Annotated in this window: 20 protein-coding genes; 12 read left to right on the top strand and 8 right to left on the bottom strand. The window is 38.9% G+C overall.

The window, feature by feature from the left end; translation table 11 throughout:
- The first annotated feature begins 93 nt into the window (after window positions 1–93).
- From AC2117_RS14390 to AC2117_RS14365, 5 genes are all read left to right on the top strand, one after another.
- Window positions 94–876, top strand: a complete 783-nt coding sequence (locus tag AC2117_RS14390) for a GNAT family N-acetyltransferase (RefSeq protein ID WP_133975031.1) — start codon at window positions 94–96, stop codon at window positions 874–876.
- Between the two features lie 108 nt (window positions 877–984).
- Window positions 985–1,833, top strand: coding sequence for a class II glutamine amidotransferase (locus AC2117_RS14385; protein WP_133976384.1), 849 nt, complete (start codon window positions 985–987; stop codon window positions 1,831–1,833).
- Window positions 1,834–2,084: 251 nt separating this feature from the next.
- Entirely contained in the window at window positions 2,085–2,540 is a 456-nt protein-coding gene (locus tag AC2117_RS14380; protein WP_133975029.1) for a bacteriohemerythrin, read from the top strand.
- Between the two features lie 154 nt (window positions 2,541–2,694).
- Window positions 2,695–3,762 (top strand): hypothetical protein, encoded by a 1,068-nt coding sequence (locus AC2117_RS14370; RefSeq protein ID WP_133975027.1) that lies wholly within the window; start codon window positions 2,695–2,697, stop codon window positions 3,760–3,762.
- Window positions 3,762–4,073 carry an RnfH family protein gene (locus AC2117_RS14365; RefSeq protein ID WP_132072003.1) on the top strand — a complete coding sequence of 104 codons (312 nt, stop codon included), beginning with the start codon at window positions 3,762–3,764 and terminating at the stop codon, window positions 4,071–4,073. Before AC2117_RS14370 ends, AC2117_RS14365 begins: the two co-directional genes overlap by 1 nt.
- Before the next feature lie 67 nt (window positions 4,074–4,140).
- Here the strand turns inward: AC2117_RS14365 and AC2117_RS14360 are convergent, their stop codons facing one another.
- Window positions 4,141–4,539 carry an outer membrane protein assembly factor BamE gene (locus AC2117_RS14360; protein WP_003653245.1) on the bottom strand — a complete coding sequence of 133 codons (399 nt, stop codon included), beginning with the start codon at window positions 4,537–4,539 and terminating at the stop codon, window positions 4,141–4,143.
- 111 nt (window positions 4,540–4,650) lie between these two features.
- Here AC2117_RS14360 and fur point away from each other — a divergent pair, with 111 nt between their 5' ends.
- Window positions 4,651–5,088: a ferric iron uptake transcriptional regulator gene (gene fur / locus AC2117_RS14355; protein WP_133975025.1), complete on the top strand. Its 438-nt coding sequence runs from the start codon at window positions 4,651–4,653 to the stop codon at window positions 5,086–5,088.
- Window positions 5,089–5,157: 69 nt separating this feature from the next.
- Here fur and AC2117_RS14350 read toward each other — a convergent pair whose 3' ends face one another.
- Both AC2117_RS14350 and AC2117_RS14345 read right to left on the bottom strand, forming a co-directional pair.
- Window positions 5,158–6,276, bottom strand: coding sequence for a PilT/PilU family type 4a pilus ATPase (locus AC2117_RS14350; RefSeq protein ID WP_133975023.1), 1,119 nt, complete (start codon window positions 6,274–6,276; stop codon window positions 5,158–5,160).
- A 19-nt stretch (window positions 6,277–6,295) separates the two neighbouring features.
- Complete coding sequence (locus AC2117_RS14345; protein WP_009390483.1) at window positions 6,296–7,333, bottom strand: type IV pilus twitching motility protein PilT; 1,038 nt, start codon at window positions 7,331–7,333, stop codon at window positions 6,296–6,298.
- Between the two features lie 126 nt (window positions 7,334–7,459).
- Here AC2117_RS14345 and AC2117_RS14340 point away from each other — a divergent pair, with 126 nt between their 5' ends.
- The 3 genes from AC2117_RS14340 to AC2117_RS14330 all read left to right on the top strand — a co-directional run bounded on the left by AC2117_RS14340 (window position 7,460) and on the right by AC2117_RS14330 (window position 9,613).
- Window positions 7,460–8,146 (top strand): YggS family pyridoxal phosphate-dependent enzyme, encoded by a 687-nt coding sequence (locus tag AC2117_RS14340; RefSeq protein ID WP_133975021.1) that lies wholly within the window; start codon window positions 7,460–7,462, stop codon window positions 8,144–8,146.
- Window positions 8,147–8,315: 169 nt separating this feature from the next.
- Window positions 8,316–9,053 carry a hypothetical protein gene (locus tag AC2117_RS14335; RefSeq protein ID WP_133975019.1) on the top strand — a complete coding sequence of 246 codons (738 nt, stop codon included), beginning with the start codon at window positions 8,316–8,318 and terminating at the stop codon, window positions 9,051–9,053.
- A gap of 164 nt (window positions 9,054–9,217) precedes the next feature.
- Entirely contained in the window at window positions 9,218–9,613 is a 396-nt protein-coding gene (locus tag AC2117_RS14330; protein ID WP_133975017.1) for a hypothetical protein, read from the top strand.
- A gap of 26 nt (window positions 9,614–9,639) precedes the next feature.
- Here AC2117_RS14330 and AC2117_RS14325 read toward each other — a convergent pair whose 3' ends face one another.
- On the bottom strand, window positions 9,640–13,236 hold the full coding sequence (locus tag AC2117_RS14325; RefSeq protein ID WP_133975015.1) for an AAA family ATPase: 3,597 nt from the start codon (window positions 13,234–13,236) through the stop codon (window positions 9,640–9,642).
- Between the two features lie 9 nt (window positions 13,237–13,245).
- Complete coding sequence (locus AC2117_RS14320; protein WP_133975013.1) at window positions 13,246–14,514, bottom strand: exonuclease SbcCD subunit D; 1,269 nt, start codon at window positions 14,512–14,514, stop codon at window positions 13,246–13,248.
- 163 nt (window positions 14,515–14,677) lie between these two features.
- On the opposite strand from AC2117_RS14320, the gene AC2117_RS14315 reads away from it, so the two are divergent.
- Window positions 14,678–15,154 (top strand): OsmC family protein, encoded by a 477-nt coding sequence (locus AC2117_RS14315; protein WP_197730927.1) that lies wholly within the window; start codon window positions 14,678–14,680, stop codon window positions 15,152–15,154.
- Window positions 15,155–15,226: 72 nt separating this feature from the next.
- Here AC2117_RS14315 and AC2117_RS14310 read toward each other — a convergent pair whose 3' ends face one another.
- Window positions 15,227–15,604, bottom strand: a complete 378-nt coding sequence (locus AC2117_RS14310; RefSeq protein WP_133975009.1) for a VOC family protein — start codon at window positions 15,602–15,604, stop codon at window positions 15,227–15,229.
- Window positions 15,605–15,984: 380 nt separating this feature from the next.
- On the opposite strand from AC2117_RS14310, the gene AC2117_RS14305 reads away from it, so the two are divergent.
- On the top strand, window positions 15,985–16,431 hold the full coding sequence (locus AC2117_RS14305) for an ABZJ_00895 family protein (protein WP_133975007.1): 447 nt from the start codon (window positions 15,985–15,987) through the stop codon (window positions 16,429–16,431).
- Between the two features lie 110 nt (window positions 16,432–16,541).
- Here the strand turns inward: AC2117_RS14305 and AC2117_RS14300 are convergent, their stop codons facing one another.
- Window positions 16,542–17,657: an NAD(P)/FAD-dependent oxidoreductase gene (locus AC2117_RS14300; RefSeq protein ID WP_133975005.1), complete on the bottom strand. Its 1,116-nt coding sequence runs from the start codon at window positions 17,655–17,657 to the stop codon at window positions 16,542–16,544.
- 25 nt (window positions 17,658–17,682) lie between these two features.
- Window positions 17,683–18,696, bottom strand: a complete 1,014-nt coding sequence (hemB, locus tag AC2117_RS14295) for a porphobilinogen synthase (RefSeq protein ID WP_133975003.1) — start codon at window positions 18,694–18,696, stop codon at window positions 17,683–17,685.
- Window positions 18,697–18,839: 143 nt separating this feature from the next.
- On the opposite strand from hemB, the gene AC2117_RS14290 reads away from it, so the two are divergent.
- A complete protein-coding gene (locus AC2117_RS14290) occupies window positions 18,840–19,337 on the top strand; it encodes a thioesterase family protein (protein WP_042897773.1) in 498 nt (165 codons plus the stop codon).
- Window positions 19,338–19,368: the final 31 nt, after the last annotated feature.

Here is a 19,368-nt window from a genome sequence, read left to right as displayed (position 1 = left end):
CCCTAGGTGGTCTTTTTTTATACTATTTTAATTTGGTCATTTTTTTGTCATGAGCTTTGACTAGTGTAAGGGGTGTCACTAGGAGCGTTCATTATGCTGGAAAAATTTAATCAATATCGCCAAACCTGGACTTTACCTTTAAATCGTCAAAAAGCTATAAATCAGACACAATTTCGTTTTGAATGGGTTGATAATTTAAAAGAATTACAAGATGTACAACGATTTCGTGCACAACAATTTAGCCAACAATTTGGAATTCATTTTGAAGATAACTTAGACCAAGATATTTATGATTTTGGTTGTGAGCATGCAGTCTTACGTGAAAAGTGGACTGGAGAAATTGTAGCGTATACTCGCCTTAAATTATTTCAAGGCCATGAAATAGCACAAAGCTACAGCGCCCATGAGTTTGATATTGTTCCTCAGTTATCGCACCTTCCTAATATATTAGAAATAGGGCGTACCTGTGTCCATCCTCGCTTTCGTAATGGTAAAGCATTGTCGATGCTGTGGCTGAACCTTGCACCGAAAGTATTATGGTCAATGCGCGCTAAATATTTGATGGGCTGTGTCAGTATTCATCTGCAAGATAATTTGGCTAGAGCTTACTACACGCACCGCCAAATTCAGCAATTATCTGAAAGCAAAACCATTGATATTCGCTCGAAAAAAATCTATGAACCTGAATATCCTGAGTTCAGTTTTCCACAAGATGAGCGTATGCCAAAATTGTTCCAAATGTATTTGAGCATGCAGTCAAAATTATCGAAACAGGCATTTTTTGATGAAGAGTTTAACTGTCTAGATTATTTTGTATTTTTGGAAGTGAATAAAGTGGCGACTTCATTTGTCATGAATAAAATGGGACAGCGTTAATAATATGTCCTATTTTCTAATAGCCAGCACATATTGAGATTTGCAAGCAATTTTACTCTCATGCACAATAGAGCATATGGGGTAATTAAAAGTAGTTTAAAAAGCGATATGTGCCAGCTATTAGGAATGAATTGTGCAACACCAACGGATATCACTTTTTCTTTCCGTGGTTTTTCACAGCGTGCAGGAATTACCTCAGATCATAGTGATGGATTTGGTATTGCATTTTTCGAAGACAAAGCTTGCCGACTATTTGTCGATAATCAGTCGGCAGTTGAATCTCCAATTGCCGATCTTATCCGTAATTATCCTATTAAATCGCGTAACGTGATCGCGCATATCCGCAAAGCAACTCAAGGTAAAATCACTTTAGAAAACTCTCATCCCTTTATTAGAGAGTTGTGGGGTCGTCAGTGGATTTTTGCCCATAATGGTGATTTACATGATTTTAACCCATCCCTAAGTGGACGTTTTACGCCTGTGGGTAATACGGACAGTGAACGTGCATTTTGTTATTTGCTTGATCAACTGGTTGAAGCTTTTGGCTATGAAGAACCAAGTCTTGAACAAATATTTGAAGTATTAGAAAAAATTTCTCCACAAATTGCTGAATACGGCACATTTAATTATTGCTTATCGAATGGTCAGGCATTATTTAGTTATGCGATTACTAAATTACATTGGTTGGTTCGAGAATATCCATTTAATCAGGCTCATTTAATTGATCTGGATGTTGAGGTTGATTTTAGTCAGGTCACTACACCTGAAGATCGTGTGGCAGTTATAACAACAGAACCTTTAACCCATAATGAAAAATGGACAGCTTATCAACCTGGTGAAATGATTTTATTTCAACATGGAAAACCAATTAAAAAAGCAATTACTCATGTAGAAAGATTAAAAAGTGAGCAGGAAAATCCAGAGCTTAAACGTATTACTCGTGCTGATCAGTATTAATATAAAGTATATTTAAAATATATGAATAGGAGTATTTATATATATTAATCATTTAATAATAAGGTATTTTGTTTAAAAAATACTTTATTATTTTGGTTGGTTAATTTTTTTAAAAACAAATAAAAACAATAACTTGATTTAAATGTAATTTTTATATGATAAAGCCGACAAAATAGCTTTGTTTTTATTTATATTCTTTAAATATATCATGAGGTTTATGCAATAGTCATTGAGCATCATTGGGGAGATGTATGAAAATGAAATGGGCTTCAGAATATAATACGGGTATCGAGGTTATTGATGAACAACATAAACGAATACTTGATTATATTAATGAAATCGATGATGTAAAAGATGATGACCATAGACGTCGTATTAAAGACGTTTTAGACAACATTATTGATTACACGCAATCACATTTTACTTTCGAAGAAAGTTTACAAGAGGAAGCGGATTATAAATATCGTGTACCACATAAACGTGTCCATGACTTATTTATTAAAAAAATAGAGTTATATCGTGAGCGTTTTGAAATGGGACATACGGTTGAAAAAGAGCTACAAGAAATTTTAGCAAAGTGGTTAATTAATCATATTCAACATGATGATGCTGATTATGTGGGGGCGGTAAAAGAAAATATGATGGGAATTATTAGAGAAAAAGAAAAGAAGAAAGGGAAAAACTGGTTTGCCCGGTTTTTCTCATAACTTCTAATAAAAACAACTCGTAATTTCAGTTAGCGCAGCAAACTATCGTTTCGGTGGTTTGCTTTTTTTTATTGAGCAAACTTTGATTTTCACGCATGAGACGGGCAAAATATCTATAGTCTTTTTCAAGGAATGCATAATGCAGGACATACCTATGTCACGATGGTTATCGCCCCTGATGGCGTTTTGCTTATCTTTCATCATTATGGCGACATTGGCACCCGCTATGGGAATTCAGATTGATCGTCAAATCGATTTCTGGTTATTGTGGTTAGGCACAATGCTGTTATTGGCTTTGCCAGTTTGTTATTTAGAAATTGCCTTAGCAAAACGGTCGAAGACTACTGCCTTAAATGCTTTATCAAGTTTAACTCGTGAAGCAGATAGTTCACCAAAATGGCGTTTGGCTGGCTGGCTTGCAGTTATTTTTATTCCATTTTTAGCAGGAAGTGTACTGAGTACTGCGGGCAATTTACTGACAGCTCAGCTCAATAATAGCGTTTCTGGGCAAATTGTTTTTGCTAGCCTTGCGGTTGTGGCTTTAATTTTATCTTTTATTCCGCGTCAGATTTTAATTGTGCTAATGACAGTCGGTGTAATCACTTCTCTTGTTTTAGCTAATACAATGGGAACGACTTTACAGCCTTGGCATTGGACGAATGTTGAATTTAAAGAATGGGGTAATGCGACTGTACTTGCACTTGTTGCGAGTGGTTTAGGCTTGGGACTTTACTGGCAAAATAGCTTGTCTGTAATTCACTCTCAAGAAGGCGCCACAAGAACTGCACTTCCAATCTGGTTGGCTCAGTTAATTGCCGTCGTTGCATTTGGTTTCTTTTCTCTTCAAGCACAGCTTCCTGTTTTTACCTGGATTTTTACTGCAGTAATGACAACAGCTTTGTTTATTCAACTTGCTAAAGAACAGCTTGCTCAACGTCAATTGATGTACATTTTACAATGGGTTGTCATTATTTTGGCAATTGCGGTTTGGGCTGTACCTGAACTTCATGGCATCTTTACGCTGATTTTGATGCTTTGGGGATTACTCATTTGTCTCATCTATGCAATTTTTGCTGGTTGGATTATGAAAATTAGCCATTTGCGTAAATCAATGAATTTTAGCAATGAGCTGTTCTATAACTTGTGGCGTATTGCAGTGCGTATTGTTTTACCGCTTTCAATTGTCATTGCCATGATTTCGGTCATTGGACAAATGATCTGATGGAAAAAGCTCAGCAAGTGTGGGTTGCTTTTGCAGCCCCAGAGCAACAGTTCTTAGTTGCTATTCCATTTGAAGCTGGTATGACCGCATTACAAGCGGTTGAGGCAAGTGGGTTGCAGACACTGGTAAGTTTGCCTGAGCCATTACAACTTGGCATCTTTGGTGCAAAAGTTGAGGCACATGCGATTTTGCAAGCAGGTGATCGGGTAGAGGTTTATCGACCTTTAACTATTAACCCTAAAGATATACGCCGTAACCGCGCCGAGAAAAATCCTGTGGGACGATATATTAAAAGTAATCGCTTAAAGTAATAAGTCCCATAAATAAAACCCCTCGAAGTATTTCACTTGAGGGGTTTATTTTTATTAGAAAAAACGATTATAGTGGTGGGGCAGTTAAAATCGCTTCTTTAGAAGCAGGTAAACCTGGTTGCGATTCTGGAATAGTTTCTAAACCTTCAATTTTAGTTACTGTGCCAGTGCCATCAAAGTAAATTTTTAAATGCTGACCATGTGCTGCGGGGATTTTTGCCTTTTTAGCGTAAGTTCCCGGGATATAGTTGTAAATGTAGTCCCAACGTTGAGGATTGAGGGGATCAGTCACAGTTGGACTACCAAGCAAAAAACGCACTTGCTGGAAATTCATGCCGACTTGTACTTGAGAGGCCTGAGCTTTGGTCAAAGGAGTCCCTTGAGGAATATCAACCTTATATACACCAAAGATTGAACAACCAGCAAGGAGTGAAGTGACTAATAACGTCAGCACGAGTTTTTGCATTTTGCTACACTATCCCAATAAATTATGATGCATTTGATCAAAGGATAGATCATACTTCATCTAAATTCTATTGCCTATTCCAACTTGAGATTTGTTGAGAGACCTTTTTTCATGCCTATTTCCAATCAAGATTTGCGCAAAGCTGGACTTAAAGTTACCCTTCCACGAATTAAGATTTTGGAATTATTAGAAAATTCAAAGCAACATCATCTTAGTGCTGAAGATATTTACAAGACTTTGTTAGAACAAGGGGAAGATGTCGGACTTGCGACAGTTTACCGTGTGTTAACACAATTTGAAGCTGCGGGTATCATTCAGCGCCATCATTTCGAAAATAATCATTCTGTTTTCGAAATCATGCAAGAAGATCACCATGATCATTTAGTTTGCTATAATTGCAACAAAGTTATTGAATTTACTAATGATGTTATCGAGAAGGAACAGCATGCTGTAGCAGACCAACATGGGTTTACCTTAACGGGTCACTCATTAAACCTCTACGGTTACTGTAACGAACCTGAGTGTCAGGAAGTGTTGCGCAAGAAATAATCGTTTTCACACAAAGAAAACAAATAAAAAAGGAAGGTTACGTTTAACCTTCCTTTTTTTATGAGGAAATTACTGTTGGTCGAAGGTTAAATGCTGATTTGTGCCCGCAATTTGATCAGGTCCTTCTTCGGCAAGCTTAATCGTCAAACGTAAATCGTTAGGTGAGTCGGCATGTTTTAACGCATCTTTGTAGGTAATTTGGCCTGCTTTATAGAGGTCAAATAGGGCTTGGTCAAAGGTTTGCATACCGAGTTCACGCGAACGCTTCATTAAATCTTTAATTTCATGAATTTCGCCTTTACGAATATAGTCTGAAATTAATGGCGAGTTAATTAAAATTTCAATTGCGGCGCGGCGAGAATTACCATCTGGTGTTGGAACAAGTTGCTGCGCAATCATGGCTTTTAAGTTAAGCGATAAGTCCATGTAAAGCTGACTGTGGCGGTCACTTTCAAAGAAGTGAATAATACGGTCGAGCGCTTGGTTGGCGTTGTTGGCGTGCATGGTGGCTAACACAAGATGGCCTGTTTCAGCAAAGCCAATCGCGTAGTCCATCACTTCACGAGAGCGAATCTCACCAATCAAGATGACATCTGGTGCTTGTCGCAAAGTATTCTTTAAGGCAATTTCAAATGAGTCTGTATCAATACCGACTTCACGTTGAGTAATGATGCAGCCTGCATGTTCGTGAATAAACTCGATTGGGTCTTCAATGGTAATGATATGACCTTTAGTATTGTGATTACGATAACTGATCATTGAAGCCAAAGACGTCGATTTACCCGTACCTGTTGCACCAACAAAAATAATGATGCCACGTTTGGTCATTGATAAATCTTTAAGAACAGGCGGTAACTGCAAGTCATCAATTGAAGGAATTTTAGTTTCAATTCGGCGTAGCACCATGCCTGGCATGTCACGCTGCTGAAAAGCGCTCACACGAAAGCGGGCGGTTTTATCACGGTTCATAATGGCAAAGTTACATTCACGAGTGTCTGCAAATTCTTTGCGTTGTTTTTCGCTCATGATGGAATGTAAAAGTTGACCAATAACGTCCCCAGAAAGACTATTTTTTGAAATTGGAACAATTTGCCCGTTAATTTTCATAGATGGCGCAACACCATCTGTAATAAAAAGATCGGATGATTTTTTTTCAACCATGAGGTTGAGTAGGTCGTTAAAATCCATATTTATTCTCTAATTATTTTTATAGGAATGATTCAGGTTGTTTTGCGGCAGTACGTGCCGTTTGTGGGCTAATCACCCCACGAGCAACTAGACCTTTTAAGCTTTGGTCGAGCGTGGTCATGCCATGATTAGCGCCCGTCTGAATTGATGAATACATTTGGGCAACTTTGTTTTCACGAATTAAGTTACGAATGGCAGGAATACCAATCATGATTTCATGTGCTGCGACACGCCCACCGCCATTCTTTTTAAGTAGAGTTTGAGAAATAACAGCCTGTAAAGATTCTGACAACATGGCACGCACCATGTCTTTTTCTTCGGCAGGGAATACATCAATCACACGGTCAATGGTTTTTGCAGCAGAAGTCGTATGGAGCGTACCAAACACCAAGTGACCAGTTTCAGCAGCGGTAAGTGCTAAACGAATGGTTTCAAGGTCACGCATCTCACCGACCAGAATAATATCTGGGTCTTCACGCAGTGCTGAGCGTAGTGCTTCGTTAAAGCCATGCGTGTCGCGGTGTACTTCACGTTGGTTAATCAGACATTTTTTAGACTGATGGACAAATTCGATTGGGTCTTCAACCGTTAAAATATGGTCATAACGGTTTTCGTTAATATAGTCCATCATCGCTGCAAGCGTGGTTGATTTACCTGAACCTGTTGGTCCTGTAACTAACACAATGCCACGTGGGTAATCACAAATATCTTTAAAGATTTGCCCTAAGCCTAAATCTTCCATTGTGAGTACTTTTGATGGAATGGTACGAAAAACGGCTCCGGCACCACGGTTTTGGTTAAATGCATTGACACGAAAACGCGCAACATTTGGCACTTCAAAAGAAAAGTCTGTTTCGAGCTTTTCTTCATAGTCACGGCGCTGTTTATCATTCATGATGTCATAGACCAGACGGTGAACATCTTTATGGTCTAGAGCTGGAAGGTTAATGCGGCGGACTTCGCCATCCACGCGAATCATTGGTGGCATGCCAGCAGACAAATGTAAATCGGACGCGCCATTTTTCACAGAGAAAGCGAGTAGCTCTGTAATATCCATAATTTCCCCAATTAAATCAAAATATGTCATTATTTTGTAGAATAATATACGGCTTTCACCGAGGCTTACCAACACTTCGCTTTAGGTGAAAAGCAAAAAAGTTTTTTGAAAATGAGAACCTTGTCAATGAATTACCTGCAAGATGCGCGACAGCACGTATTACAGCAAATCCGACGTGCTTGTGAACATGCTCAACGTGCGCCTGAAACTGTGCAACTTTTAGCCGTATCGAAAACACATCCAAGTGAAAGTTTGCGTGAAATGTATGCAGCAGGGCAAAGAGCATTTGGCGAAAACTATCTGCAAGAAGCTTTAGAAAAAATTGAAGCTTTACAAGATTTAGAAATTGAATGGCACTTTATTGGTCATGTTCAGCGAAACAAGACTAAACATTTAGCTGAAAAGTTTGATTGGGTACATGGTGTAGACCGTTTGATTATTGCAGAGAGACTGTCTAATCAACGTGGTGACGATCAAACGGCACTTAATATTTGTTTGCAAGTGAATATTGATGGGCAAGATAGTAAAGATGGTTGTGTACCAGATGAGGTTGCCGAGTTAGTTGCTCAAATTAGCCAATTACCAAAAATCAAATTACGTGGTTTGATGGTAATTCCTGCACCTAACAATACTCCCGCTTTTGCAGATGCTAAGAACTTGTTTGATGCGGTGAAAGAAAAACATACTTACCCGGAACATTGGGATACTTTAAGTATGGGAATGTCGAGTGATTTAGATGCTGCAATTGCCGCAGGTTCAACCATGGTGCGTGTGGGAACTGCTTTGTTCGGTGCTAGAGACTATTCAAAATAATCTGAATTTATTTTCTATATACAGTAGAAATTAAAATTATATAAAATAACTCTGCTGTAGAAACAAAGCGTATAAATTTGAAATTGTTTTTTATTCATTTATACTTGTTGGTATAAATGAATAAATTTTTTTACAACGATAAAAAACCGAATTTAGGACCAGGTTTAGAATGAAAAAACTCTATTTTTTAATATCTTTTATATTATGCTTATTTTTAGCAGCGTGTAGTAAGAAACAAAGCGATATTACTTCGGAATCAACTGATCAGAATACTCAAGTGAGTGTAGATGAAAAACTAGGAACAAAATGGGGAGATGAGATTACATCACATGTCTCTGAAGTAAATTTAGCTCGGTTATCAGACCAGCCAATTGCTGAATCACAAGTTCGTTATGCCAATAAACAATATGAAGGTAAAACAGTAAATAGTATTGCATTGCTTGCGGGGAAAATTAGTTTCTCTATTGTCGATGATGCAGATCAAACATTTGCTTTGTTTCGTGATGGTCAAAATTATTTTCTTTCGGGTAATGATGGTCAAAGCTATCAATTAAAATATGAAAATCATACTGATAATATCTATGAAGTGGTGGCAAGTGTTGACGGTATTGATGTCTTAAATGGCAGTGCGGCTTCCCGAAATAATGCAGGTTATGTATTACATCCACATAGTGAGATTAAAATAGAGGGTTTTCGTAAGAGTGACTCTGCTGTTGCTTCCTTTACATTTAGTAAGCCTGAAGATGCTTATGCAGCGAATTCAGATAATGGTTCAGTTCAGAATACAGGCATTATTGGAACAGCGATTTATCAAGTCCAATCACCTGATTCAAATAATGCAGATGAGGAAGATAAATCTTCTAAATATGCACCGCCACCTAAGGCTTTCCCTGCTGATAAGAGTTAACAATAGATGAGAAAACTCCTGTAAGATTCATTATTTTGAAGGGGTTTTCTCATGAAAGATTAAGAGTTTTGATAATACTTTTAAAATTATATATATTTTGATCTATTAATGATCATTGAGCAGAAGATAATCTAGCCTCTATTATTTAAAATTTAGGAATATAAATGAATATCGCAAAATTTTTATTGACTGTTTTAATTGTTGTTACATGTATATCTAGCAATGCAACACCCACACCTGAGATTGAAAAAGCAGTTATTTCTGAGCATAAAACATATCAAGATTTTAAAGAAACTTTTATGTTTTTGATTGCAAAATTGACAGAAGAAAGTAAAGCTGAATCTGATGAGGAAAGTGTATCGGATGCACATTGGACATGTGTGAATCAGCAGGAAATTGTGAAGATGTTTAATAATAATAAAAAATATAAGAAACAGTTTGATCAGGAATTTGCAAAGGAATATCCAAGTTTTGATGCAACACTAGATGGCTTTCAAAAGTCGGTGATTGAAATGAAGTCATTTTGTGATCAGATGCAAGTGGCGTATGACAAGATCTAGATCCTGAAAAATTGATGAGTTAGAGTTTAACCCACGACTTCAATCGTACTTGCGCCAGCGCCAAGTGGTTTCACCTGAATTTGTACAGGAATACGCTCATGCATTTCTTGAATGTGTGAAATGAGAATGACTTGGCGGCCCTGATTTTGTAATTGATCTAAAGCATTCATCACCATGTGCAAAGAAGATGCATCTAAAGTTCCAAAACCTTCATCAATAAACAGAGATTCAATTTTCATTGAACCTGAGGCCATATTCGCAATGGCTAAAGATAAGGCGAGGGCAGTTAAGAAGGATTCACCGCCTGATAAAGATGAAACAGAACGCATTTCTCCGTCCATATCGTGGTCGATAATGGCGAGACTTAAAGATTGGTCAAGTCGTTTTAATGTATAGCGTTGAGAGAGCATCGCCAGTTGCTGGTTAGCATGTTCCACTAAAATATCTAAATGATATTGCTGGGCATAGTCACGGAATTCTTTGCCTTTGGCATCGCCAATCAGACCTGAAATTTTACTCCAGCGATGTTCTTCCTGTTGAATATTTTGAATTTGCTGAGCGTATTTCTGTTGTTTGGCTAAGTTCTGCTGATGTACTTCGAGCTTAAGCTTAAGCTGGTCACGCATTTCGAGTTGGGTTTTGAGCTTTGCAATATTTTCCTGAATAAGATCCAAAAGTTTTTCATGTTCAATATCCGGTTGCGTTTGCAAATGTTCGGTGAGCTGCTCTTGCATGGTTTTGAGTGCAGAAGAGGTTTCACTTAATAGGCGTTCTGCTTGATTAAGACGGTTACGAATGTCTTGCTCTTGGGCTGAATTAATCTGTATGAGCGCCGTAAGATCAGATGCTTGAAAATCAGCATGGGCTTTTAACCAGTCTTCAATTTGCGTATTAATCTGCTGTTGATGTTGCTCGGTGTGTTGATGTTGATGTTTAAGTTGATCTATCGCTTGTTTTTGCTGCTCAAAGTGCTGTCTGGTTTGTTCGAAACGTTGTTTAGCTTCGTGATAAGCAGTTTGTTGCTGCTGGCGTTTGGCATCGTGCTCAATTAACCATTCATGAGGTTTAATGTCTGAAAGGCCTGTCATTTGTTGAATGAGTGACACCGCTTTTTCATTATTTTGTTGGCCCTTGAGTGTAATATCTTTGAGATTTTGATCGATCTCATTAATTTGCTTGGTCATTTGCTCAAGGTTGGCAGCTAGCATTTTTAGTTCTTGTTGCTGCTGTTCAAAACGCTGTGAAAGCTGTTCTTGTTGTTCAAGTTGCTTAGCACGTGCATCAAGAATAGACCAAGTCTGCTTAGCAGTTTGGCTACTCGATTGCTGCCATGCGTGCTGTTCGGTTTCAGACAAGCACTGCACAATATGTTGAACTTGCTGTTGCCATTGCTGTGCAGTATTGAGCAAGCTTTCACTATGCTGAACATGTTGAACCAACTGGTTCTGTTGTTTAATCGCTTGGGTTAAACGCACATTTTCTGAGTCGAATGAACTTATCGCAGTTTGTGCGGCTTGTCTAAGCTCGCTAAGTGTTTGTAAGATTTGTTCTGGAGGTTGTGCAAGATCAATGTGCAATTGGTTGAGGCTTACTTGTTGGACAAGATCTTGCTGTAAGCTCGTCTGTTTTGCTTGAAGTTGAGCTAGATATTTCTGAACTTGTTCAAGCTCGGCACGACATTGAGTGAGTGTTTGTTGTTGGCTTTGCCATGCATTAAATTGAGTTTGCTCTAGCGCCACAGCCTGCTGTTCTTGCTGCTGTTGCAGATCGAACAAAGCCTTGGAAACTGCGCTGTCATCACTACGATAGGGATGATGTGTACTTCCACAGACTAAACAAGCTTCATCTTCTTTAAGATTGGCCCGTAACTGTTCAATATTTTCTGTATGTAATAAACGCTGCTGTTGCAAGATGTGCTGTAATTTTTCTCGTTCAGTTTTTGCTGTTTGATAGTCTTGCTCAGCTAACTGGCAAACGGTTTTAAGCTGCTGTTCTTGATTTGAGGCTTGTATATGTTTTTCAGAAAATTGCTGAAGCTCAGCATACAGCTCATGATAAATTTTAATTTTCTGTTGAATAAGATCTAGCTGAGTAATTTGAGCAAGTTTTTGTTCTTTATCTTTATGCTGTTGTTCAAGTTTTGACTCAATTTGTTCAACTGTCCCCACAGAAACCGTCAGTTGTTCAAGTTCATTTTTAGTTTCTAATAGCTTTTGACGAGCTAGAGTAGGGTTTCCAAGCTGATGTTCAATCGCTTCGTAGTTTTGAATAAATTGCCCAAGTTGATGCAAATGTGCGGAAAGGCCTTTGTCTAATACGGTGTATTGCTGAGTCTGGGTTAGCTGCTGTTGGAGATGAGTTTGGCTTTGTTGAAGCTGTGCAATGTGTTGTTGAACTGTGTTTTGCTGTTGTTGCAATGGATTCAGTTTTTGTTCTAGCGTATTTCTTTTTTCTTTGCACTTTTTATATTCATCTGCAATAAATGAACGTTCTTGAATAGACTGCCGAACTTGATTTAATGCCTGTTGATGCTGTTGTTCAAAGTCTAGTGTTTGTTTAAGTTCTTGTTCTGCTGATTGATATTGTTTTTGTCCATTTTCAAAAATTTGAGCCAAATCATTAAACTTAATTTGAGCTTGCTGAATTTGCGGTTCAAGGTGTTGTAGGGTTTGTAAATTTTGAGTCTGCTGAAAGACCTGTGATCGTATTTCAGAGAAAACTTCCAGCCGTTTTAATTGCTCACGTTCACCAGCAAGTTGTTGATGATGGTTTTGCTGATTTTGAAATTGCTGTTGTTTGGTTTGAACTTCAACTTCAAGTTTTGCTTTACGCTCAAACCATTGTTGTTGTTTGCCTAAAACATTTTTTTGTTGTTCTAACTGTTGATGATTTTGTTCAGCTTGCTGATATTGCTCGGTTAAGGAAGCAATCTCTTCATCAGACAAAATTTCAATGTGGCCTAAAAATTCTTCAAGCTGTTTACGCTGTTTAGCAATATCTGCTGTTTTACGAAAAGCCAGTTCACCAATTTTGGCAAAAATGCTGGAGTTTGTCAGGTACTCAAGTAATTCACCACGTTCGCTGTCTCGTGCTTTTAAAAACGCCGTGACTTCTGACTGGGCGAGTAACACAGCACGAGTAAATTGTTCAAATGAAAGCTGGGTAATTTGTTTAACTTTTTCATCAACCGCTTTGGCTTTGTCGGCAAGCACGACACCGTCGGTCAGACATTTTAAGTGGCGTTGCACGCTTTGTAATTTACCACTTGGGTTTTCACGCGCACGTTTAATTTCCCAGCGTGCCAAATAGCGTTTTTGATCTTGAGCAATAAAACAAAGTTCAGCAAAACCATGCCCCGTACCACGGCGTAAAACAGTCAAAGGCGAGTTAGTGAGTAACTCTGAACCATCAACATCTTTTAATTTGCCATCGCTGTCTTTAAGGCGAGGAACGCGATTAAACAGGGCCAGGCACATGGCATCTAAAATGGTCGATTTACCAGCACCAGTTTTACCCACAATGGCAATTAAGCCTGCGTGAGCTAGAGGCGCGCTTTCAAAATCAATAAAGTGTTCATCAGAAAGAGATGCCAGATTTTTTATACGAATAGATAAAATTTTCATGACATGTCCTTAATGGCTTGAATCATTTTCAAGATGTTTTTGTGCTTCTTGTACTAGGCTCAGAAAATCTTTCAATACTGCATCATCTGCGTTGTAGCCTTGTTTTTCCCATATATTTTGAAACAGCTTTTCTGGTGTTGGTGGTTCAAGTGCAATGTGCTGAGAGGTATCGGTGTCCGAAGCATCTTGGATCACATATTGACGTGAAATACGCACTAAACGATAGCGATCAGGTGGTAGGGCAGCTTCAAACTGCTGGCGTAAATTAGGTTGTGGTGGCGTTAAACTATAATATTCAATATCGACATATTCACGGTGGTCAATATTTTCAATAACACCGTTTGGCAAAGCTTTGAGTTGTTGCAGCACATCGTTTAATTCACCACGAATACGGTGTAACTGAATACAACGTGGAATTTCTACAGCTTCAAATTGCAGACGGTTATCTGTGTCTTGAGTAGGGTCAATTTTGACCTCAACCACTTGGTGTTTATAGTTAATTTCACTAAAAGAAAGTGGAATAGGTGAGCCGCTATAACGAATGTGCGGTTGACCTACTTTTTGTGGTTTATGCAAATGCCCTAAAGCCACATAATCAATTGCATCTTCAAACAAAGTCGTTGAAAGTGCCTCTTCATTACCAATAATAATTGGACGTTCAGAGTCAGAAGTTTCGCCACCTTGCATATGCGCATGCGACATCAAAATAAGCGCTTGCTCTGGTGTTTTACGACGTTTTGCTTCGGCAATCAGTTGCTCATGCAAATAGGCAATTGCATTTTTGCTGTTAGTGGTATGTTCATTAAAGCCCGTAATTTCAGCCGAGCGTAAAAAAGGCAGGGCAAGGCACCATGCCACAATTTCTTGATTTTGATTATAAATAGGTAAAAGCAGACGATCGAGATCTAGAGTTTTATCTTCATTCCAGCGAACAACGCCCACGGTTTTTGCATTGTATTTTTCTAATAGCGGCTCGACTTGTTCAATACGGTAGCCTGAGTCATGATTACCCGCAATCATGAGGGTTTGCATGTGTGGTGCAAGGCGATGTGCATCTGCTAAAAATTGATAAAGTTGTTTTTGGGCTTGCGAACCTGGATTAATCACATCAAAAATATCTCCCGCAATGAGCAGGGCATGCGGTTGTTTTTCTTGTATTTGAGTGAGCAACCAACTTAAAAATTGTTGGTGTTCGTAGTGTCGTGAATGATTATAAAAAAACTGCCCCAAATGCCAGTCAGAAGTATGTAGAAAATGTACGGACATAGAAACAGACATCAAGCCAAGATAAACACAGATACGTTAGCATAAATTGGCGAGAGATTTTATCAAGACCTGTTAAAGCGTTCGATATTTAAGCCTCAAATTCAATCTAAATTAATTTTTTATTCCAATTTTTGTTTTGTTAATATCAACTCAAATAAATAACTTTGAGACAAAAATGACCATTCATGAGTACGAAGTAAAAATACAATGGGAAGGTAACACAGGAACAGGGACTTCATCTTATCGCTCATATAAACGGGACTTTAGTATTCAACATCCGCAAAAGATCACCATTCAAGGCTCATCAGACCCTGCCTATTTAGGCGATGTGACCAGATGGAACCCAGAAGATTTATTAGTTGCATCAGCATCAGCTTGTCATAAGCTTTGGTATTTACACCTATGCGCAGTCAATCATATTCATGTGCTGAGTTATGTCGACCATGCACTTGGATTTATGGAGGATGCTGATCCAGTCAAACGTGGTCACTTTACTCACATTATTTTAAAGCCTGCGGTTGTTTTAGAAAAAGGTGCTGACCAAGCACTTGCTGCAAAATTGCATGAAGAAGCGCATCACGAATGTATGATTGCCAACTCGGTTAATTTTCCAATTACTTGTGAAGCCAGTTTTAGCTTTGCCGAAGAATAAATAGTAAATAGCCACCGATAAAAAGGCGGTGGCTATAAATTAGAAAATAAATAAATTTGTTAAATAAGATTTTTAAGCAGCATTTTCATCGACTTGGAAAATACCAAAAACGTTGTGGTCTAAATCGACAAAGTAACCATGCCAAGCACGACCGGGAATGGCGAATTTATCCATTGCCACAATACCACCTTGCGCTAAAATTTTTGCAGCAACTTCATCAAAATTTTCGACCTGAATGGAGCAGGTAAATGCATTGGTGCCATATTCCATTGGAGGAGTTTGTGCTGGACGTTTTAAGAGACCACCCATAATTGAGGGTGTTTCTATACGGTAATATTCAATGGGTAAATTTTCATCTAATTTAAATTGCCACCCAAATACAATATGATAAAACTCTGCATCTCGGGCTGGGTTTGAAGACTGAATTTCAAAATAGGCAATGCTGTTCATATTATTTAAATCATATTTTTATGGTGTAAAAAGTATACGCATAGCGCTTATCACCAAGAAAGACTTATTGTGTATGCAGAGCGTAAAATAAATGAAAGTACCAGAAAATAAAAACCGACGATTCGAGTGATGAGAGAATCGTCGGTCAAAAACTTCATCAAGGGTTTAGGCTGCTAACAAAACCAAATCCGAAGGTAAGAAAGAGTCGTAATGAAAGGTCACCGAAACAATTTTGCGGATGCCGTGCAAAGGAAGTATTCGGTTGCTGCGACCTTATTACCCTATATAACGTCAAGAGATTAGAATTGGTTGACAGAAAAATGAAAAAAAATCGAAAAAAATTTATAATTAATTTTTGAACCCATAAATTAGGCAAAAAGATGACCAAATTACGCTCTTACTTTCTCTGGTTTTTTGCTTTATGTATAGGACTCACCTTACTTGTAGGTGTAGTTGCAGCACTATTACCAGCGAGTGTAGGTGGTATTTTAACAGCCGTTCCATATTTAGGCGCAATGATTTTTGTCCTGTTTAAATTTTTAAAGAAAGAACGCCGTGCACCGACTGTACAAGAAAAAAAGAAATTTACTTTAGGTTTTACCCTGATTTTTTGGGGCTATAACTTGTGTGGTGTTTTATTTGGCTTGTTTTTGTTTGCAAGAAAAGACCCAGAGATTTTGCAAAACTTTATGCTTTACCTGAAACAGCCTCAGTTTTTAAGCATTATGCTCATTATGCTTTTAATGTTAGCGATCCCGCTTTATTTAATTACCTATTGGTTTTATGGAAAGCAGGCACAGCGTATGGCAGAGAAGATAGTGAATTAATTGCAAACCATATCTATTTGAAGTGTGGACAGGCTGTGAGTGACTTTTAGCACACGTACCTTAGATAATTGATTTTATATGATGTTTTTAGGGTACATACTTTATTCAAGTTATGCTGTTGAAGTGATTTTCAAACGCTCTGGGGAATATGCTTTAGCATCAACTAAAGTTGGTTGATCCAGCATAAGCTGACGAAGCAATTGTGCAGAGCCTGCGCCCATGCATAACCCATTTCTAAAGTGACCAAAGTTTGCCCATAGGTTGTCCATTTCAGGCATTTTGCCAATGTATGGAACACCATTTGGTGAACTTGGTCTGAGACCTGCCCAGCGCTGTACGATCGGGAAATCTGCCAGTTCAGGAACCATGTCCAGACACGCTTCTAAAATATTGTGCTGGGTGGTTTCATCGGTAGCGGTGTCAAAACCACGATGTGCCATGCTAGAACCACACACGATATGACCGTCCATACGGGGAATCAAATACATCACCCGATTCATACACATGGTGGGTAACCAGTTCGCTGGGGTTTTAAATAATAACATTTGTCCTTGAACAGGTTCGACTGGAATTTCGAGTTGTAATTGTGAGTTCCAGTAATGGCTCCAAGCACCCGAAGTTATTACAAAATGATCTGCTGTATGTTTGCGACCATCTTCGGTTTGTAAGGCTTGTATAACATCGCCATATTGAATTAGTTTTTTGACAGCAGAGTGTTCAAAAAACTCAACATTTGGATGTTTTTTTAAATAGACAATGAGTGATTGTAATACACGCGGGTTACGAATATTAGAAAGTTCAGGAAAATAAATGGCTTGTTGAAACTGAGCGGAAATATGTGGATTGACTTGCTCTAAGGCATCTCGCTGTAAATATTCGCAGCGTTGCATGGGTTCTTGATGTTGATTTGCGTAGGAAAGTCCGATGTCAAAATCTTCCTCATCAAAAATCAACATGCCTGTGTCATGAATTTCAAAATCAATACCTGTGACAGGGGAGAGTCTTTGGTTCCATGCTTGATAAGATGCTTTACCAAATTGAGCAATTTGATTCACTGCATGCACATAGCGCCAAGGGTACATCGGAGAGAGAATACCTCCACCAGCCCAAGAGGCTGCTTGTCCCGCTTGTTGTTGATCAAAAATGCTGACGGTACAGCCTTGTTCAACCAACTCTAGCGCAGACATCAATCCACTTATGCCCGCGCCAATGATTGCAATATGCATGCAGTGTTATCCTTTCTCTGCGAACTTAGTTCATTTCCTTGAGTTTTTGAGCAGCAGTTTCTGCAAAGTAGGTCCAGATCCCATCTGCACCTGCACGGCGGCAGCACATGAGTGATTCTAAAATCACTGATTCTGATAACCAGCCATTTTGAATTGCACCCGCTAACATCGCGTATTCGCCACTCACTTGATAAATGAATGTCGGAACACCAAAAGTATCTTTCACTTCACGTACCACATCCAGATATGGCATGCCCGGTTTTACAATCACCATGTCGGCGCCTTCTTGAATATCAAGCGCGATTTCATGTAATGCTTCGGCACGGTTGGCAAAGTCCATCTGGTAGTTATATTTATTACCACCTTTTAGGTTGGATGCAGAGCCAACAGCATCACGGAACGGACCATAGAAGCTAGACGCATATTTCGCAGAGTAGGCCATGATGTTGGTGTAGATGTGACCATTGGCTTCTAAAGCCTGACGAATAGCGCCAATACGACCATCCATCATGTCACTTGGTGCAATCACTTCAGCACCCGCTTCGGCATGACTTAATGCTTGTTTAATCAAGCATTCTACAGTCTCGTCATTGAGCACATAGCCAGTGTCATCAATAATGCCATCTTGACCATGCGTGGTGTACGGGTCGAGCGCACCATCAGTAATTAACACCATTTCTGGTAATTCTTTTTTTAGTAAACGGCACGTGGTTTGGACTAAACCATCTTCATGCCATGCAGCTTCTGCGGTTAGGCTTTTATCTTCTTGAGGTGTGACTGGAAATAGAGCCAGTTTTGATACACCCAATTCCAGAAGTCTTTCAGCTTTTTTCAGTAATAAATCTGCCGACAAACGCTGAATGTTTGGCATACTTGGAATATCTTGGGTCTGATTTTGTCCCGGTAATACAAATACTGGATAAATCAAATGATTTGTGGTGAGCTGTGTTTCGCTAACCATCGCACGCAACTGATCATTTTTACGGATACGACGCATGCGAGTGGCTGGAAATGCAGGACGATTGAACGTATAAGTCATAACAATCTCGATGTTCGGTATTACACTAGGATTAGGTTGGCGGATATTCCATTACTGTCAACCGACTGCTGTATTGTAGCCCCATAATGCTGGTTTTGTACAAAATTATGGGTGTTTATCATGCTTTTGAATTTAGGCAACGTATGAGTGAAGAGAAGAAGAATTGGACTGGCAACATACAATTAGGCGCAAAAACCGACCTAAATGTGGTTCTCAACCAATTATGTAAGGCATTTAATAGCTGTCCATTTTTTAAGCATAGTGGAATGATTATGCGTGTGGTCGATGGACACATTGAAGGTTATGTTGAAATGCAACCCGACCTGATTGGCAATTTGGCTTTTCAGGTTTTGCATGGTGGGGTCGCGGCAACTTTGCTCGACAGTATTGGCGGTATTGTGGCAATGGAACACCTATATCGCCGTTCAACGCCGGAAACTTTGACTGAAACCATTAAACAGGTAACTCGCTTGGCAACAGTCGACATGCGTGTAGATTATTTGGCGCCAGGGCGTGGTAAATATTTTATTGCACGTGCCGAAGTTCTGCGTTTAGGTCGCAAGGGCTGCACCATGCGTATGACGATGGTTAATGATGAAGGCAAAGCAATTGCTGCGGGTATTGCTTCATACGCCTATTAATTCATTATTTTTTACTTTTATAAGCGCCATG

It is taken from the genome of Acinetobacter calcoaceticus (genome assembly GCF_900520355.1).
GTDB classification, from domain to species: Bacteria; Pseudomonadota; Gammaproteobacteria; order Pseudomonadales; family Moraxellaceae; genus Acinetobacter; species Acinetobacter calcoaceticus_C.
The sequence above is the reverse complement of the archived record's forward strand: the minus strand, read 5'-3'. Positions and strand labels throughout refer to the sequence as shown.